General features: G+C 49.3%; 23 protein-coding genes. 11 read left to right on the plus strand and 12 right to left on the minus strand.

All coding sequences use genetic code 11. From position 1 onward, the window contains the following. The first annotated feature begins 17 nt into the window (after positions 1-17). From hisC to serS, 11 genes are all read left to right on the plus strand, one after another. Positions 18-1,100, plus strand: coding sequence for a histidinol-phosphate transaminase (gene hisC / locus QVC96_RS01025; protein ID WP_287690531.1), 1,083 nt, complete (start codon positions 18-20; stop codon positions 1,098-1,100). After that, a complete protein-coding gene (gene hisG / locus QVC96_RS01030; protein ID WP_287689700.1) occupies positions 1,072-1,929 on the plus strand; it encodes an ATP phosphoribosyltransferase in 858 nt (285 codons plus the stop codon). Before hisC ends, hisG begins: the two co-directional genes overlap by 29 nt. Then, complete coding sequence (gene hisA, locus QVC96_RS01035) at positions 1,926-2,612, plus strand: 1-(5-phosphoribosyl)-5-((5-phosphoribosylamino)methylideneamino)imidazole-4-carboxamide isomerase (RefSeq protein ID WP_287689701.1); 687 nt, start codon at positions 1,926-1,928, stop codon at positions 2,610-2,612. The genes hisG and hisA overlap by 4 nt, the downstream gene beginning before the upstream one ends. Further along, a complete protein-coding gene (gene hisBd / locus QVC96_RS01040; protein ID WP_287689702.1) occupies positions 2,605-3,186 on the plus strand; it encodes an imidazoleglycerol-phosphate dehydratase in 582 nt (193 codons plus the stop codon). Before hisA ends, hisBd begins: the two co-directional genes overlap by 8 nt. After that, positions 3,183-3,938, plus strand: coding sequence for an imidazole glycerol phosphate synthase subunit HisF (gene hisF / locus QVC96_RS01045; RefSeq protein WP_287689703.1), 756 nt, complete (start codon positions 3,183-3,185; stop codon positions 3,936-3,938). The genes hisBd and hisF overlap by 4 nt, the downstream gene beginning before the upstream one ends. Then, positions 3,935-5,122, plus strand: coding sequence for a histidinol dehydrogenase (gene hisD, locus QVC96_RS01050; RefSeq protein WP_238025798.1), 1,188 nt, complete (start codon positions 3,935-3,937; stop codon positions 5,120-5,122). The genes hisF and hisD overlap by 4 nt, the downstream gene beginning before the upstream one ends. Next, on the plus strand, positions 5,115-5,396 hold the full coding sequence (hisE, locus tag QVC96_RS01055; protein WP_287689704.1) for a phosphoribosyl-ATP diphosphatase: 282 nt from the start codon (positions 5,115-5,117) through the stop codon (positions 5,394-5,396). Before hisD ends, hisE begins: the two co-directional genes overlap by 8 nt. Next, positions 5,393-5,980, plus strand: a complete 588-nt coding sequence (gene hisH, locus QVC96_RS01060; RefSeq protein ID WP_287689705.1) for an imidazole glycerol phosphate synthase subunit HisH — start codon at positions 5,393-5,395, stop codon at positions 5,978-5,980. Before hisE ends, hisH begins: the two co-directional genes overlap by 4 nt. Further along, positions 5,977-6,339 carry a phosphoribosyl-AMP cyclohydrolase gene (hisI, locus tag QVC96_RS01065; RefSeq protein ID WP_255776136.1) on the plus strand — a complete coding sequence of 121 codons (363 nt, stop codon included), beginning with the start codon at positions 5,977-5,979 and terminating at the stop codon, positions 6,337-6,339. The genes hisH and hisI overlap by 4 nt, the downstream gene beginning before the upstream one ends. An 87-nt stretch (positions 6,340-6,426) precedes the next feature. Further along, positions 6,427-6,837 (plus strand): metal-sulfur cluster assembly factor, encoded by a 411-nt coding sequence (locus tag QVC96_RS01070; RefSeq protein ID WP_238025795.1) that lies wholly within the window; start codon positions 6,427-6,429, stop codon positions 6,835-6,837. 99 nt (positions 6,838-6,936) lie between these two features. Further along, complete coding sequence (gene serS, locus QVC96_RS01075; RefSeq protein ID WP_238025794.1) at positions 6,937-8,304, plus strand: serine--tRNA ligase; 1,368 nt, start codon at positions 6,937-6,939, stop codon at positions 8,302-8,304. Here the strand turns inward: serS and QVC96_RS01080 are convergent. The 12 genes from QVC96_RS01080 to pyrB form a co-directional block, all read right to left on the minus strand. Beyond that, the gene (locus QVC96_RS01080) at positions 8,301-9,812 is read right to left on the minus strand and encodes a B12-binding domain-containing radical SAM protein (protein ID WP_287689706.1); all 1,512 of its coding nucleotides are present in this window, start codon (positions 9,810-9,812) and stop codon (positions 8,301-8,303) included. The two genes, serS and QVC96_RS01080, sit on opposite strands and share 4 nt — an antisense overlap. Positions 9,813-9,824: 12 nt before the next feature. After that, positions 9,825-10,055 carry a hypothetical protein gene (locus tag QVC96_RS01085; RefSeq protein WP_287689707.1) on the minus strand — a complete coding sequence of 77 codons (231 nt, stop codon included), beginning with the start codon at positions 10,053-10,055 and terminating at the stop codon, positions 9,825-9,827. Positions 10,056-10,216: 161 nt separating this feature from the next. Next, positions 10,217-10,492 (minus strand): DNA-directed RNA polymerase subunit M, encoded by a 276-nt coding sequence (locus QVC96_RS01090; RefSeq protein ID WP_238025791.1) that lies wholly within the window; start codon positions 10,490-10,492, stop codon positions 10,217-10,219. Between the two features lie 153 nt (positions 10,493-10,645). Beyond that, entirely contained in the window at positions 10,646-11,116 is a 471-nt protein-coding gene (locus tag QVC96_RS01095; RefSeq protein WP_238025790.1) for an Lrp/AsnC family transcriptional regulator, read from the minus strand. A 58-nt stretch (positions 11,117-11,174) separates the two neighbouring features. Then, entirely contained in the window at positions 11,175-11,777 is a 603-nt protein-coding gene (locus QVC96_RS01100; RefSeq protein WP_238025789.1) for a MarC family protein, read from the minus strand. After that, entirely contained in the window at positions 11,764-12,096 is a 333-nt protein-coding gene (locus tag QVC96_RS01105; RefSeq protein ID WP_287690532.1) for a hypothetical protein, read from the minus strand. The genes QVC96_RS01100 and QVC96_RS01105 overlap by 14 nt, the downstream gene beginning before the upstream one ends. Next, positions 12,080-12,376: a hypothetical protein gene (locus QVC96_RS01110; RefSeq protein ID WP_287689708.1), complete on the minus strand. Its 297-nt coding sequence runs from the start codon at positions 12,374-12,376 to the stop codon at positions 12,080-12,082. Before QVC96_RS01110 ends, QVC96_RS01105 begins: the two co-directional genes overlap by 17 nt. Beyond that, complete coding sequence (gene pyrD, locus QVC96_RS01115; protein WP_287690534.1) at positions 12,373-13,236, minus strand: dihydroorotate dehydrogenase PyrD; 864 nt, start codon at positions 13,234-13,236, stop codon at positions 12,373-12,375. Before pyrD ends, QVC96_RS01110 begins: the two co-directional genes overlap by 4 nt. Continuing rightward, complete coding sequence (gene pyrC / locus QVC96_RS01120) at positions 13,217-14,368, minus strand: dihydroorotase (RefSeq protein WP_287689709.1); 1,152 nt, start codon at positions 14,366-14,368, stop codon at positions 13,217-13,219. Before pyrC ends, pyrD begins: the two co-directional genes overlap by 20 nt. Continuing rightward, positions 14,358-14,939: a 2-polyprenylphenol hydroxylase gene (locus tag QVC96_RS01125; RefSeq protein WP_287689710.1), complete on the minus strand. Its 582-nt coding sequence runs from the start codon at positions 14,937-14,939 to the stop codon at positions 14,358-14,360. Before QVC96_RS01125 ends, pyrC begins: the two co-directional genes overlap by 11 nt. After that, positions 14,936-15,412 (minus strand): aspartate carbamoyltransferase regulatory subunit, encoded by a 477-nt coding sequence (gene pyrI, locus QVC96_RS01130; RefSeq protein ID WP_238025784.1) that lies wholly within the window; start codon positions 15,410-15,412, stop codon positions 14,936-14,938. The genes QVC96_RS01125 and pyrI overlap by 4 nt, the downstream gene beginning before the upstream one ends. Next, positions 15,405-16,301: an aspartate carbamoyltransferase gene (gene pyrB, locus QVC96_RS01135; protein ID WP_238025783.1), complete on the minus strand. Its 897-nt coding sequence runs from the start codon at positions 16,299-16,301 to the stop codon at positions 15,405-15,407. The genes pyrI and pyrB overlap by 8 nt, the downstream gene beginning before the upstream one ends. Positions 16,302-16,355 lie beyond the last annotated feature (54 nt).

Consider the following 16,355-nt stretch of genomic DNA (forward strand, 5'->3'; position numbering starts at 1 on the left):
AACTATTCTTCCGAGGGATTCTTATTGCACCAACCGATGTAAAGGATATTATATATCCATGGTTAAAGGAAGCAAAAGAGTACGATTTCTCGGATATTAAGGACGGGATAAGGTTACACCTCAATGAGTCTCCCTACTCACCTCCCGATTTCGTTCTCGATGCGGTGAAGAAATACCTAGTCCAAGGAAACAGGTATCAGCATCCGGATCTCACAAAGAGATTCAAGGAGCTTGCCGCTGAATACAATAGGGTGGAACCAGAGGAGATTTTCCCGACTCCGGGCGGAGATGGGGCAATAAGGTCTGTGTTTCTTAACCTGTCCATGCCAGGGGATAGGGTTGTGCTGAACCACCCCAGTTACAGTATGTACTCCGTTTACTCCTCCTTCAGGGGATTGAATCAGGTCAGGGTGCCCCTCAAGGAGGAAGGGGACTGGTGGAAGGAAGATTGGGAGAAACTGGTTAAAGAGGTCAGGGACGCTCGCTTGGTCGCAATTGACGATCCCAACAATCCAACGGGTTCTCCCATGATAATGGGGGATGAAGGAAGGTTAAGGGAACTGGTGGAGACCACCAAGGGGATTGTGCTTCTAGACGAGGCATATTACGAGTTTTCAGGTTACACCGCCTCCAGGCTGGTGTCCAAGTATCCGAACCTCATGATAGTGAGGACCATGAGTAAGGCATTCTCCCTTGCCTCCTTCAGGGTAGGCTATCTAATAGCCAACAGGGATGTGGTGAAGGCCCTGGAGAAGGGATCTACACCCTTTGATGTGGCACTTCCTTCCCTGGTTGCCGGGATAACTGCACTGGAGAACCCAGGGTATGCTCGAAGGATCGCTCAGGAGATTTCTGAGAATAGGGAGGAGCTATATCGTGGGCTTGTTTCCCTAGGAATGAAGACCTACAGGTCCATCACAAACTTCCTCCTCTTCAGGCATTCTGGAGAGCTTGTGGAGCCCCTGATGAAGAGGGGAGTGGCCATTAGAAATCCGGTGAGGGGATTTTATAGGGTATCAGTGGGGACAAGAGAGCAATGCAGAATATTCCTGGATAAGCTGGGTGAAGTGCTTGAAAATAGCAATACCGAACAAGGGTAGGTTACAGGGTCCAGCCCTGCAGTTCCTGAACTCTGTGGGAATTAAGCCCATGGCCAACGACGACAGGGCCCTCATGGTGCCCACCAGTTGGGAAGGGGTACAGTTGGTGACCATAAGGACAGAGGATATACCCAACATAGTTGAGACCGGGGCAGTGGACCTGGGGATAACGGGTCTAGACTACGTGATGGAGTCTGGGGCAGACGTCGAGGAACTGGTGAAGCTTGACTTTGGAAAATCCAAACTTGTGCTGGCCGTTCCCACGGCGTGGAACATAGAGGATCCAAGGGACATGCCCAAGAATGTGAGAATAGCAACCAAGTATCACAACATAGCCAGAAGCTACCTTGAGAGAAAGGGGATCTCGGCCAGGCTTGTGAAGATCAGCGGAGCTGCAGAGATAATGCCCTCCCTCGGGGCGGCTGACGCCATTATAGACGTCACCAGCACCGGGACTACCCTGAAGCTTCACGGACTCAAAGCCATTGATGTGGTCAGCGAGAGTTATGCGCTGGTCATAGGAAACAAGAACTGGATAAAATCTGAGGAGGCTGACAGGATAAATCTTGTTCTGACCATGATGAAGGGAGCACTGAGCGCAAGGGGAAAGAAGATGATCTTTATGAACGTTGACGATATTAACCTTAGGGCAGTGGTCTCCTCCCTTCCCGCGATGTTAGCCCCCGCAATCTCCAAGCTGAGCAATTCAAACGCGTGGGAAGTTGTGACAGTTACCGACGAGGATATGTTACCTGAGGTAATAGCTAAGGCGAAGACTGCAGGTGCCAGGGATATAGTGGTGGTCAACATAGAGAAGGTGATAAAATGAGGGTTGTGCCCAGTATAGACATTAGCAGGGGAATGGCGGTAAAGAGGGTCAGGGGAAAGGATGGGACGGGGCTGGTACTCGGGGATCCAATCAAGATAGCTGAAGAATTGCGGGAAATGGGTTACATCTCGGTTCACCTGGTGGATCTTGACGCAGCCGAGGGAAAGGGAGATAACGTTGAGGTGATGGAGAGGGTCATGAGGAGGTTTTCAGAGGTCTCGGTCGGTGGTGGTATTAGGGACAGGTCCAGGCTGGAGAGATTTCTCTCAGCAGGCGCAACCAAGGTGGTCATGTCCACTCTGGCCTTCACACAACCCTATACATTCAGAAGAGTTGTAAAGGGCTATGAGGACAGGGTGCTGATATCTGTGGACTACTGTGATGACAGGGTGCTGATAAGGGGCTGGAATGAGTCGGCCACATCCCTGGAGGAGGCTATTTCCCACGTTAATTCCCTAGGGGTTAGGGGAGTGATCTTCACATACGTGTGCAATGAGGGAACAAGAAGGGGGATAGACTTGAACGTGGGGAGTTACGCAAAACTGATCCGAGGAGAGAAAGGGTACGCTGGCGGGATAGGCTCAATTCAGGATCTCAGGGAACTCGATAGGATGGGATTCGATTTCGCGATAGTTGGAATGTCCCTATACACTGGAGTGTTAAGAGGTGTGATAAGTGTCTAGGTACGTGGAGAAGATCAGGGAAACAAAGGAGACGAAGGTCCAAATCAAGCTGGAACTTGACGGAGAAGGAAAGGTGGAGGTGAAGACTCCAGTTCCCTTTTTCAACCACATGCTTCACTCCATGCTCTTTTACATGGGTGCCGACGCAACTATCGTGGGTGAGGATAAACTGGGTTACGATGATCATCACATAGTGGAGGACGTGGGGATCACCTTGGGACAGGCCATCAGGGAAGTACTGGGAGATAGGAGAGGTATCAGGAGGTTCTCCAACACTGTTGTTCCAATGGATGAGGCCCTGGTTCTGGTTGCAGTCGACGTATCAGGGAGGGGATATGCCTCCACCACCCTTGACCTGAAGAGGGAGAAGATAGGAGATCTATCCACCGAAAACGTGGCCCATTTCTTCTGGTCGTTTGCAACCAATGCCGGGATAACACTGCACGTGAGGAAACTAGATGGGGTTAACGAACATCACATTGTGGAGGCTGCCTTCAAGGGAGCTGGTCTAGCCCTTGGAGAGGCCTGTTCCATTCAGGGAGAGGAAATAAGAAGCACAAAGGGATCACTATGACCACAAGGAGAATAATAGCATGCCTTGACGTAAAGGACGGTAAGGTGGTAAAGGGGGTCAGATTCGTGGATCTGAAATCAAAGGGAGATCCCGCAGAGCTGGCCTCCAGATATGAGGAGGAGGGAGCTGATGAGATCGTATTTCTGGACATCTCGGCCACGGTAGAGGGTAGGAGGACCCTCTTGGAAAAGGTGAGGGAAACAGCCAGTGTGCTTTCAATCCCTCTGACAGTAGGAGGAGGTGTAAGAAGCGTAGAGGACGTATCCAACCTGCTGTCCAATGGTGCGGACAAGGTTAGTTTGAACACCATTGCTGTGGAGAATCCCTCCGTGGTCTCCATGGCTTCAAGGGAGTTTGGAGCTCAGGCTGTTGTTGTGGCAATAGATGCCAGGCGGTTGGGAGAAGGCTGGAGAGTGTTCACCAGGTCCGGGACCAGGGACACAGGTCTGGATGCAGTGGAATGGGCTAAACGGGTTGAGGAATTGGGAGCGGGTGAAATTCTCCTCACCAGCATCGATAGGGACGGAACCAGGGACGGATATGACCTGGAACTCACCAGGGCAGTAGTTAGTATGACCAATGTCCCTGTAATAGCCAGCGGAGGGGCTGGAAAACCAGATCACTTCCTTTCAGTCTTTAAGCAGGCAGGAGCGGACGCTGCCCTGGCTGCGGGAATATTTCACGATGGTGTGATCAGGATAAGGGATCTGAAGGATTATTTAAAAGTGGCAGGAATAGAGGTGAGAACGTGATAAAGAGGGAACTTCCAACAAGGAGAGTTCAATCCTTCTCTCAGGTTCTGGAGAAGGTAAATGAGATAACGGAAAGGGTTAGGAAGGAGGGGGATCGAGCATTGAGGGAGTTTGCCCTGCAATTTGATGGCGTCAAACTAGATGAACTTGTGCTTGGCGAGGCCCAAGTGACCAGCGCAGCCTCCAAGGTTCCACCCGAGGTTAAGGGGGCCATAGATGAGATCTGGGACCAGCTGGTCTCTTTCCACGAATTGATAATGCCTCCCAGTCTAGGCGGTGGAAGCAAAAACGTTGAGTATGGAGTACTTTGGAGACCTCTACAGAGGGTGGGGATTTACGTTCCTGGAGGGAAAAAGTCCTACCCCTCTACACTCATGATGGCCGGTATTCCCGCCAAGATCGCGGGGGTGGAGGAGATACATGTGGCTACCCCTGTGAAGGATGAACTTGATCCTGCCATTGCTTACATCGCGACGAAGTTGAAGGTTAAGAGGATTTACCCAGTGGGCGGGGCACAGGCGATTGCGGCGCTGGCCTTTGGGACAGAGAGTGTAACCAAGGTGGATAAGATTGTGGGACCGGGTAATATTTACGTTCAAGCCGCAAAATATATTGTAAGCAAGGAGGTAGGGATAGATGGTATAGAAGGGCCGACGGAGCTGGTGGTGATAGCCGATGAGACCTCGGATCCCAAAAGCGTTGCGCTGGACCTCATGGCTCAGGGAGAACACGGTTCTTCCTCTTTCCTTGTGTTGATGTCTACCTCCGAGGAACTCCTGAATAAGGTTGGCGAGCTTCTTGGTGACGAAAACGAATACTACATGGTAAGGACTGAGACCCTGGAAAAGGCAGTGGAATTGGCAAACCAGCTGGCTCCAGAACATCTCTCGCTTTACACGTCGAGGTCTAGGGAACTTCTTCATTTAGTTAAGAACGCGGGGGCAGTAACCCTTGGAAATACACCTCCTGCCCTGATAGATTACTCTGCTGGCCCAGACCATATACTTCCCACCAATGGATGGGCTAGGTTCAGGGGAGGGGTCACAGTTTACGACTTCCTGAAGCCAGTGTCCTACGTCAACGCAGAGAGGGCAGACAGGGGGCTGGTCAAGGCAGCTGAGATACTGGCAGAGTATGAGGGTTTCAGGAACCACGCAAGGAGCATAGGTGTAAGATATGAGTGACATTTTGGAGGAGTTATCAGCGGTTATAGGCCAGAGACTTAGGGATATGCCGGAGGGAAGTTATACCGCCTCCCTTGCCAGAAAGGGAAAGGGATATGTGGCCAGGAAGGTGGGAGAGGAAGCAGTTGAGGTGGTTGTCGCGTCGCTGGCTGAGGGGAGGGAAAGGGTTGTAAGTGAGACTGCTGACCTGCTCTATCATCTTCTGGTACTCCTTGCCCTGGAGGGAATATCCCTGGATGAGGTGAGAGAGGAGTTGAGGAGGAGGATGAAATGAAGGCCCTGATTCTTAATTACGGTGTGGGGAACCTATTCAGTATTTCCGCAGGTCTAAGGAGGGCGGACTTCACTGTGGAGATATCCGGCGAACCCAGGGATGCAGACCTCCTGGTTCTGCCCGGTGTTGGGGCGTTTTCGGCGGTGGGAAATTTCATGAGAAAGTGGGAAAGCACGCTCAACGATCTCAGGAGGAATGGGGTGAAGTTCCTGGGAGTTTGCCTGGGTATGCAGATCATGTTTGAGGAGGGTAATGAGGGTGGTAAAACGAAGGGACTGGCTTGGCTGCCTGGTCAGGTTGACCTCATCAAGCATGCCCCAAAATTACCTCACATAGGATGGGACAGGATCACAGAGCGGAACCCCTGTTCTCTCTCCGAGGGGCTTGACGGGAGATATGCGTACTTCGTTCACAGCTATGTGGCATACACATCTTACCCTGCAGCCATGACGAGTCGCTACGGCGTGGAGTTTCCTGCGCTCGTGTGCAGTGAAGAGGTTGCAGGGACTCAGTTCCATCCAGAGAAGAGCGGGGAGACAGGAAAGATCTTCTTCCAGAACCTGAAAAGGTGGCTGAAAACATGAAATTCGACAGGAACACTGCTGAGGCCATAGCCTCTAAGCTGAACTATAGGCACGAGATGAACACCGTGATTGCTGTTCTACAGGACGCAGATTCCAGGGAGATTCTCATGGTGGGGAACATGAACAGGGAGGCTGTTATCCTGACTCTGACCACCGGATTGGTGCACTTCTGGTCCCTTTCCAGAAACAGGTTATGGCTTAAGGGAGAAACGTCGGGGAACTTTCAGTACCTGCAGGACTTCAGGATAGACTGCGACGGCGATGCCGTCATTGCCCTAGTGAAGTCAGGAGGACCGGTCTGCCACACAGGAAATAGGACGTGTTTCTACAGGGATTCCTCCAATTTCTTAAAGGAATAGGGATTTTAACATTCTCAGACAATTAGAAATAGAAGGTTTTTAGGAAAAAAAGAATAAAACCCACGCTAACAATGTATTGTGATTAACATGAGTACACAAACAGTTAACAAAGAGGAATGGACTAAGAAACTGATGGAAGCCTTGAAAGAGGTATATGATCCAGAAATTCCTGTGGATATAGTGAACTTGGGTCTGATTTATGACCTTAAGATCTCAGATGAGGGAGATGTTTACCTTAAGCTGGGCCTTACCGCACCCGGTTGCCCAGTTGTGGACGACTTGGTTTACACAGTTCAGGAAGTGGTTAAGGAGACAGTACCTGCAAGAAACGTGGACGTGGACATAGATATGGAAACCCAGTGGAGTCCTTTGAAGATGAGCGTTGAGGGAAGGGAGAAGTTCAAGAAGCTATATGGTTACGATATTGTGGAGATGTGGATCCAGACCTATGGACTTCCCTCAGAGGAGCAGAACACATCTCAGAATCAGGGATCCTAACACGTGTTTTCGTTTCTTGAAGATGAATTCCTTGAATGAGGAGTTGATATCCTTCCTCTTCGCCATAGAAGATAAAACCTCCCATCTTTTTATTCAGTTGTGTCTTGGAGTTTACTTGAGCTAATACGGAACAATCCAGATGCACTAATTGATAGTCTAAGGAAGAGGAACGTAAATCCTCAACTGGCGGAGAAGGCTGTGGAGCTAGACAAGAAATGGAGGGCAATACTTCAGGAAGTGGAGAGACTCAGACATGAGCATAATGTGGTCAGTTCCCAGATTCCGAGGCTCTCTCCCGATGAGAGGAAAAAGAAGATAGAGGAGGCAAGAGGGCTACTCGCAACAATTGAGGCAAAGGAGAAGGAACTAAAGAGCATAGAGGAGGAAAGGGACAACATCCTGAGAACCTTACCCAATGTGGTTCATGAGAGCGTTCCCGTGGGACCGGACGATTCATATAATTTGCCCATCAAGGTATGGGGTAAGTTCAGAGTTTATGAGAAGGATGTGAACGAGTTTCTATCTCAGGTTAAGGGTCTTAACCCCGAGTATGAGGTAATCAAATTCAAGCCCGTTGGTCATGCTGACGAACTGGAGAGTGTACTGAAACTGGGGAATACGGTGAAGGCCGGGGAGGTGGCGGGATCTAGGTTCTATTACCTTTTCGAGGATGTCGCGTGGCTGGAACAGGCCCTCATAGCCTATGCACTGGACGTGATAACTTCCAAGGGTTACTCGCTGGTAATTCCACCTTACATGTTGAGGGGAGAGGTGATACAGTCCGTGATCGATCTTGACACATTCAAGGATGCAATATACAAGATTGAGGGAGAAGACCTTTACCTCATAGCTACGGCAGAGCATCCCATAGCCGCACTCTACTTTAAGGAGGAGATAGAGGCTGAAAAACTCCCTCTGAAGTACGTAGGTCTAAGTCCAGCTTTCCGAAAGGAGGCAGGTGCAGCTAACAAGGATCTTAAGGGAATATTCAGGGTTCATCAGTTCAATAAAGTTGAACAATTCGTCTTCTCCTTACCAGAGGAGAGCTGGAAATTCCATGAGGAACTTCTAGGCAATGCCGAACAGATATTTCAGGGCCTAGAGTTACCATACAGGGTAGTGAATATTGCCTCAGGAGACCTTGGAGCCTGCGCCGCAAAGAAATATGACTTGGAGGTCTGGATGCCCGCACAGGCCAAGTTCAGGGAAATGGTTAGCTGTAGCAATTGCACGGACTGGCAGGCGTTCAGGATGAAGATAAGGTTCGTGGACAGGAAGAAGAACAGAAAGGGATTTGTACACACCCTCAACAGTACCGCAGTAGCCACGACCAGAGCCATTACTGCAATTCTTGAGAACAATCAGATGGAGGACGGTTCAGTGCTGATACCCAGAGTATTGAGACCCTATCTTGAAAGGTTCCAGAAAGCTCCTAAGGATTACATAACACCAAGAAAAAAGGGTTAAGCCTTCATCTGGCTTTCTAACCATGCCTCAACCTGTTTCATTCTTCTTTTTGCCACTCTCAGGAACAGCTTCAGTATCATTCTGACGGGGAAGTAAACTGGCCCCTTCATGTAGAAGCTGTTCAGGATGTTCTCAGCCCAGTAAACGTCGTGCCAGAACACTCTCTTGTACAGCTCGATGTGGGAGGGACTCAACTGGATTCTTGTGAACCAGTCCTTGTTCTTGAAGTAGCCCATGGGAACGAAGAACATGGGCACCAGTATGCTCCTGAATGGTTTCAGATTATCCACTAACTCAATGGTTCTAATGACGTCATCCTCCTTCTCCTCAGGTAACCCAACTATCATGGTACCCGCAGGGATTATGTTATGCTCGTGCATTATTTTGAAGGCTTCAGCAACAGTCTCAGGGTAGCTCTCGGGCTTGTATGGAGCAGATTTAGCTGGCATTATCTCCTTCGCCAGCCTGGGAGATCCAGTCTCTATACCTACCTCTACACCCAGATAGTTTTGCGACCCGTTTTCGTATATGATCTCAGATAACTTGGAGATGAGACCATACTTCTCCTCGGAGAACCTTATGGCAGCCAGACTTGCGTGACTCCAGGCTATTGTTTTATAGTATTTCTTTACCATCTTGTGGAGCTTGATCAGTGGCTCTGGCCTTGGAAGTATACCCACCGCGCCGTAAAACAGGACGTCATCACTGTGAATCACACCATGTCTAACCCCAGCCCTGACGTTTACCTGCAACTCTCTCTCTATTTTTTCCAGAGGATAGTATCTGGTGGGTCTCAGAGTAACTGAGCAGAATCTGCAAGATCTAGCACATCCTCTCATTATCTCAATGAGACCGTTAACGCTGGCACCCTTGATGTCTGGGATGTCCTCTATACCGGGTACGTCCTCTCCGCTTACATACATGTATCTAGGAAGGTCCTCATTATCTAGGATCATTTGAGCCAGCTTACCAATGACCCTCTCTGCCTCACCATCAACCAACGTATCGATGCCAACTTTCTCTATCATGTCCTCTCTCCAAAGCCATTGCCAGACGGATGGACCTCCAGCTATCATCTTTACGCCTCTCCTCTTGGCCTCCTGAACCTCGGGCTTGTTAATCAGCTCCTGGAAGCTCTTGTAATTCACTGGTTCCTGCTTAGTTATACCCCACCATGTGGAAGACGGTGGTCCAAACGCGAAGTAGTCGTGATGGGAGAACATGAGGGCCTTGGCGTTCTTGAGGTGAGGCGCTAGGTGGTCGGGATCTATTATTGCAGCTTTGAATCCCTCCTCTATGAGCTTTGCCTCAACTTTTCTCATTCCGTAGGGGGCTTCCCATGGCCTGCCGATCTCGTCTGTCTTCATCTTTGGACAGGCCAGCCACTTCCACGCAGATTCAGGAACTCCCACAGCAGGTCCTGTTCCTAGGAAGCCTAGGAATTCCTTACCGTGGTGATTGGTCATCAAACAGCGGTCTGTTGTTAGGATGAAGTCAAAGTTCTCCATCACTTTCCCCTCCTATTTCAGTGTTTGGAGGAGCTTCTTCAGGTCTGCATCCGCATTGTTCCTGTCCACAACCTTGTAGTCGTCCTTGTTAAGGGTCCATTCATCCCCATTCGCCAGTTTAGTCCTTCCGATGAGGCTCACGGAAAAAAACCTTTCGCCCTTCTCATTCTTTACCTCCTCAATGAAAAGTTCCGTACTACCTCTCCTCAGCAAATATTTGTTCGTAGTTTCCGAAATTCTCATAAGTCAATGAATAATGAGATTGCTAATATAATGTTTACGGTGTTAAAGTTACCATTCAACGAGTGGTATGAAGTTATATTATCTAGCAGACTTATAATCTAAATCAAGATACAATGCCTAATGTAAAGCCGTGATTTCAGAAAATCTTGAATGCTAGGATCCTATTCTTCCTCGTGTTCCTCTGAACCCTCAAGTTCATCTCTCAGTAGATCCAAACCAATCTCCTTATAGTACTCCTCCCTTTCCTGCTCCCATTCGTCGTCCTCTCTTCTTCTCCCTTCCTTCTCGCTCACAATGGACGTGGTCAACACTTTCCCGGACTTGGACTTATCCTCCTTTATTTGATAGGCCTTCTTGGTCTTTTTGTCCAGCGGTTCCTCATATCCACACTTTTTACATCTCAGTATTTCCTTGTCCCCCTTCTTGGCAGGTAGCATTATGCCACCATCTTTAGGACAGAACTTCAATCAAAACACCATATAATAGGTAAGCCCTGGGATTCCTATTTAAGGATTTTGGGCATACGTGATTTTGAGAGAATTTTGGTCACAAAAATGAAAATAAATGTTAAAAATGAGATCTGAGCTGGCTCAAATCCTTACCCTTGGGTCCTCCTTAACTGCATTAAGGACAATACTGGTGTAAGTCCTCTCCACCTTGCTGTTCTTCAGGAGCTGTTTTAGGAAAACGTCAAGATCCTCAACGCTTCTAAACTTGGCAATAAGGACTACATCATATTCACCAACAACATCGTAAACCGCGACGATATTGTCAGTATTTGCAATCTCCTTTTCAAACTCCACAAGGTATTTTCCACTCACCTTCACCATGATGATTGCAGAAAGTGAGTAACCGAGTTTGGTATAGTCCACGAGGGCCGTGAATCCCTTGATCACACCCTCCTGGACAAGTCTGGTCAGCCTGTTATGAAGTGTAGCGGGGGATACACTCATCTCCTCGGAGAGTCTCCTCAGGCTGACTCTAGAGTCCCTCAACAGTTCAATAAGTAACCTCCTGTCAACTGTATCTAACTCAACTTTCTTTCTTCCATTGTTTGACATGAAACCCTCCGATCAATCTGATTTCTAATTAAAAAATTTTTATTCTCCGAAGGAATTGTCATGCAACCTTTGCCTGTGATATACCCTGGATAATTAACTGCACTCCAAAGGCAGCTATTATTATTGCAGTAAACCTACCAGCGGCAACTGTTCCTGTTCTCCCAAGGATCTTAATGAGGAGAGGGCCCATCATGAGGACTAAGTAGGTGAGGAGTGCAGCTATTAGACTGCCTATGGCCAGTTCAAGTATACTGTTCTGAACGGAGAGGGAAACCAGGGCGGTCATGGTACCAGGACCCACTATTAGAGGCGTTGCAATGGGGGTGACCACGGCCTCCTCAAGTCGCTTGGAGAGGAACTTAAGTTGTTGAAACCCGCCTAGAGTATCTATTCCCAGGTAAACGAGCAAGATTCCGCCTCCTATCTCCAGGGAATAGGGCTGTATTCCCAAGAATTCTAGTATGAATCTCCCTATTACGGAGAAGAGAAGCAGAAGAACTACAACCGCGACCTCAACCTTGTTAACGAGGTAGGACCACTTCATGTTCTCTCCTCCCTGAGTTGCTTCCTCAAAGATGGATAGAATGTAGGGTATGATTGAGAACGGGTCCATAACCGCAAAAACTTTTATCGCAATTACTAGGACGCTATCTATTATCATTGTCTAGTACAGAAAGGATCTCACTTAAAGCATTACGCTTTTCTTCCTCGTTATTGGTGGAAAGGGCTACCACGACGTGAGACAATATCCTGTAAAGTGTGGAAATCTCCTTCCTGAGTTTGGCGTTCTCCTCCTCCAGCTCCTTGGTCTTGGAGTCTAGGCTCTGATAGTTCATGTAAAGTTCTCCAAGAATGGACTCTAGGTCTGACTCCTCGTGGTGATGGTGCTCATGTTCGTGTTGATGAGAGCTTTCAACTTCTCTCTGTATTTCCTCTATATCCTCGTCAGTTTTGGGTAACTTATCAATTCTGAGTTTCATCCTCATCTCCTCCCTCCATATCCACGTTTCCACTCACTTCTCCTTCCTTAATTATATAATTTCCCACTCCTAACCTTAGATAGTGCTTCATCACAGTTGAGATTTTTCCTGCAGCCCTAATGGGAATGCACTCCGTCTCTACCTCCTCGCTTGTGTCCAGTGTAGCCACGACCTTGGCCATGGTTTTGCTCTCGTTGCAGAACTCCACGTTCACAGTCTTTACCCTCCCCAGGAATACTAGGTTCTCCATATCCCTTCCCTTCATGTTTATCCTTGTCATTTTTTCACTGCTGATCCTATTACTTTACTTGGATTTATTCCCATCTCCTGAACCAACCTGTGAAATTCCTGTCTAAGGGACGCGAAGGCCTCTAATCCCCGATCAATGATCAGGGTTCCCAAACCCACCACCTTCGCTCCCACTTCCATGAGTTCCAGCGCGTCCTCGGCCGAGAAAACTCCTCCCATCCCTATGATCTCGGGTTGGTACTCCTTGTATACATCGTGTATGATCCTGACTGCAAGGGGGTGAATGCACCTGCCTGATATGCCCCCTGTTCCGTAGCTGAGGATCGGCCTCCCACTGAACACGTCCACCTTCATTCCCTTAAGTGTGTTAATGAGAGTTAGACCATCCGCTCCTCCCTCAAGAGCCCTCCCAGCTAGCTCCAGAACGTTATCCCAGGGGCCCAACTTAACGAATACCGGTCTGGTGGTCACGCTCTTAACATCCTTCACGATTTCCCTGACGTACTGGGCCATATCAGCCCCATAGCTCCTCCTGTTAGGACTGCTCACGTTGATCTCAATGAGTTCAGCCAGCTCGTTAGCCAAGGATGACGTCTTCACGATCTCCTCCCTGGATGAGCCCCCGACGCTAACGAACAGTTTACATCCCACCGGTTTCAGTTCCCGTATTCCCGGATTTCCAAGGCCTATGGCGTTCATGTAGCATCCGTCGCCCACCCTGATCAGGGTTGGAGGCTTGTGGGGTTCCAGTGGGTTGAGGGTGAAGGTCTTCGTGGTTATGGCAGATGGTCTATACTGTTTGCACACTCGAGTCATGTACTCGGGAACGTCAGGAATTATCCCTGAGGCGATAATGAAGGGATCCTCCAGTTCAACTCCTGCCAGTATCATCGAATACATTTGACCCCCTCACAGGATAAGAGTGTCCGTCTAGGTAGGCAACTTTCCCCTCCACTACTGTGCCGTGCACCGTTGCGTCCAAGGCAAATCCGTCCAGTGGGGTATGTATAGCCTTACTGTACATGGTGGAATACCTCCACCTCTCCTTTCTCAGGATCGTGAAATTGGCCAGGTAACCCTCCCTTATTTCGCCTGCCTTAATACCCAGGATTCTGCTTGGGCCCATAGCTGTGAGCTCAACTGCCCTTGAAATGGGGAGGACACCCCTGAACGCTAGGGTGTAAATGAAGGGGAGCGTAAAGGACATGGCGGGTATTCCCGGGGGACAGAGCTCGTGGGGCAGACCCTTTTCCCAGCTCGAGTGGGGAGCATGATCGCTAGCCACTGCGTCCGCCTCAAACAGGGCTGAGAACAGCCTCCTTCTTTCCGTTACGTCCCTAATGGGAGGGTTCACCTTTGAAAGGCAGTCCCTCTCTCCATCCACAAGCAGATGGTGCATTGTAAGATCTGTGGTGTAGCCCAGAGTCCTCGCTATTCTCAAGGTATCAAGATTGCTCACATGGGTTATATGGAATTTTCCCCTGATCAGGAAGAGGGAGGCAAGTTCCTGCCACAGTCGCCTGTTTCCCCTCCCCGGGCGAAGGGACATGGGAATCTCAGGGTGAAGAACCTTTAGTTTGGGTGAAGAGAACACCCTCTGAACTTCCTCCTTTTCCAGGTCCTCCGGGAACACCTTATACCCAGCTATTGGCAGATTATCCACGTTCTCCTTAGTGACGCCCGAGTAAATACCGTAATCACACCTGGAGTGATTGGCCAGTTCGGCAAGCCTGAGCTTTATTGTCTCCTCGCTGTTGATAACTGGCAGGGTGTTGGGCATGTCCACCACAACTCCGATACCGCCGTACACCGCTTCGGAGGTTGCAGAGGTCACAGTTTCCTTATAGGAAAGCTGAAGTCCCCTCAAGTGAACGTGCATGTCAACCCCAGCCGGAACTATGATTGAGTCCTCAGGTAGCTTCAGATCGGGTTTGCATTCCTTCCTCACCTCTCTTATCCTTCTATCAAATCCCACACATCCCTCCACTATCTCCCCAAGGAACAGCTTTCCCTTAATCCACAACTCTCTCAACCTCAAGGAACGGTCCCTCTACACAGGCTAGGTTTCCCTTTATCTGACATACACCGCAAACGCCGTTCATACAGTTCATCTTAACCCATCTAACGTAAACCAGCGTTCCTGGGGGGAGATCCCTAATCCTCTCCTTCGGGACAGAGGCTATGACCAGATCCCAATGCTCCCTCCTTCCCGAGGGAAAGTTGGCATCGCATTCGTCAATGCACTCAAGTCCAACGTCAAAACCCATCCTCCTTGCCTCCCTGAGAGGGTAGAGAACGTCGTGGTAAAGTTCCCCTGTGGAGATTGCCCTAGTGTTTCCCAGTTTCAGAGGTCTACCAAAAGGTCCATCAACTAACACACTCTTGCTCTCAATTAACCATTGAGCCAGACCCTTGGAATCCACGTATACCTCTACCTCTCCATCCCTGTAGTCTGATACCCCCAGGGGAATCTCCTTCTCCCCCGGTGCTATCACGGTCAGGAACTGTCCTGGTTTAGGTGGCCTTCCATGATACTCCAGCAAGAACCTAGTGGACTTTCCCTCCCGGTGATACTCTAGGACTCTGGAGATCATCCCAGAATCTGCCTCACTACCTCATCTTCCGTGAGCCTGGTTTCGCAGTACTCGCATGCCAGCTGGAGAGGTTTCCTCTTTATGGTTCTGAACCTAGTTACCGCCTCCACATCATTGTTGGTAATACATGAGGGGTTGGTACATCTCAGCAGTCCCACTACCTCCTGGGGTATCTCCTGCTTCCTCTTCCCCACCACCTCATAGTCCTTGATGATGTTGATCGTGGCGTCCGGAGCAATTAAGGTGATCAATTCCGCCTCCTTCTCCTCTATCTCCCGATCCTCTATCTTCAGGATATCCTTCTTCCCCATCTTGGAGCTTTCAGCGTTCATCACTAGCGCTATCCTGTACCCCTCTATCCCCTTTATTCCCAGGACCTTGAGGACAGCTAATGCCCTTCCTGCAGGTATGTGATCAATGACTGTCCCGTTCCTTATCTTGCTCACTATGAGACCGCTTTTCAACTCAATCACCGGCCATTACCTCGTGGAGTAACGCTGATCTCAGGGGAACGGCGTAGGATGCCTCAAGGAAGTACTTTGCCTGTGGCATGGAATCAATCCTTCTATCTATCTCTGAAACCCTTGGAAGGGGATGCAGAATGGCGGAATCCCTTTTCATTTTCTCCACAGTCCTGTACTCGAGACGGTAACTTTCCTTTACCTTTTCATATTCATCCTCGTCCAAGAACCGCTCCCTCTGTATTCTCGTGACGTAAAGCACGTCCAGTTCCCCTATGATGTCCCTAACGTCGGTCAATTCCTTGACGGGGTAGTTTAACTCCTCCAAGATCTCTGCCCTGGCCCTTAGCTGTGGAGGGGATATCAGGTACACCATCCTGGGCCTAAACATGGTAAGTATCCTTAACATGCTGTTTACCGTCCTAGCATATCTTAGATCTCCAAGGAAGCCAAAGGTTAGACCCTCCATGGTCCCAAACAGTTTCCTCACGGTGTACATATCTATCAAGGCCTGGGTGGGATGTTCCCTTTTCCCATCCCCGGCATTTATCACCGGTTTCTTGGCGATTTCTGCGGCGAACTTGGCTGAGCCATCCAGTTTGTGACGCATCACTATGCAGTCAGCGTAGTTCTCCAACATCCTTATGGTATCTGCAAGGTTCTCTCCCTTGGACACTGACGTGGCCTCGTCCGAGGAGAATCCAAGAACCTTTGCCCCGGCGGAGAGGGCCGCGCTGGTGAAGCTCAATGCAGTTCTGGTGCTGGGCTCAAAGAACGCCGTCGCCACTATCTTTCCCTCCAGCCTTGGCTTGAATTTGCCAGAGAGAACTTCGTCCGTAAGTTCGAAAAGTTCTAGAACCTCACTCTTGGAAAAATCAAGGATCGAAATTACATCTCTCACGTAATGCCCTTCAAACTATTGATTCGAACTATATTTAAACTCTTTTCCTAGTAT

The sequence above is a fragment of the Metallosphaera javensis (ex Sakai et al. 2022) genome (assembly GCA_021654415.1).
In the GTDB taxonomy this organism is placed as follows: Archaea; Thermoproteota; Thermoprotei_A; order Sulfolobales; family Sulfolobaceae; genus Metallosphaera; species Metallosphaera javensis.

Bases quoted from the DNA above. Each gene is read 5' to 3' on its own strand.
- hisA (WP_287689701.1), top strand. From the start codon at position 1,926: ATGAGGGTTGTGCCCAGTATAGACATTAGCAGGGGAATGGCGGTAAAG.
- hisF (WP_287689703.1), top strand. From the start codon at position 3,183: ATGACCACAAGGAGAATAATAGCATGCCTTGACGTAAAGGACGGTAAG.
- hisE (WP_287689704.1), top strand. From the start codon at position 5,115: ATGAGTGACATTTTGGAGGAGTTATCAGCGGTTATAGGCCAGAGACTT.
- hisH (WP_287689705.1), top strand. From the start codon at position 5,393: ATGAAGGCCCTGATTCTTAATTACGGTGTGGGGAACCTATTCAGTATT.
- hisI (WP_255776136.1), top strand. From the start codon at position 5,977: ATGAAATTCGACAGGAACACTGCTGAGGCCATAGCCTCTAAGCTGAAC.
- QVC96_RS01070 (WP_238025795.1), top strand. From the start codon at position 6,427: ATGAGTACACAAACAGTTAACAAAGAGGAATGGACTAAGAAACTGATG.
- QVC96_RS01080 (WP_287689706.1), bottom strand. From the start codon at position 9,812: ATGGAGAACTTTGACTTCATCCTAACAACAGACCGCTGTTTGATGACC.
- QVC96_RS01085 (WP_287689707.1), bottom strand. From the start codon at position 10,055: ATGAGAATTTCGGAAACTACGAACAAATATTTGCTGAGGAGAGGTAGT.
- QVC96_RS01090 (WP_238025791.1), bottom strand. From the start codon at position 10,492: ATGCTACCTGCCAAGAAGGGGGACAAGGAAATACTGAGATGTAAAAAG.
- QVC96_RS01095 (WP_238025790.1), bottom strand. From the start codon at position 11,116: ATGTCAAACAATGGAAGAAAGAAAGTTGAGTTAGATACAGTTGACAGG.
- QVC96_RS01100 (WP_238025789.1), bottom strand. From the start codon at position 11,777: ATGATAATAGATAGCGTCCTAGTAATTGCGATAAAAGTTTTTGCGGTT.
- QVC96_RS01105 (WP_287690532.1), bottom strand. From the start codon at position 12,096: ATGAAACTCAGAATTGATAAGTTACCCAAAACTGACGAGGATATAGAG.
- QVC96_RS01110 (WP_287689708.1), bottom strand. From the start codon at position 12,376: ATGACAAGGATAAACATGAAGGGAAGGGATATGGAGAACCTAGTATTC.
- pyrD (WP_287690534.1), bottom strand. From the start codon at position 13,236: ATGATACTGGCAGGAGTTGAACTGGAGGATCCCTTCATTATCGCCTCA.
- QVC96_RS01125 (WP_287689710.1), bottom strand. From the start codon at position 14,939: ATGATCTCCAGAGTCCTAGAGTATCACCGGGAGGGAAAGTCCACTAGG.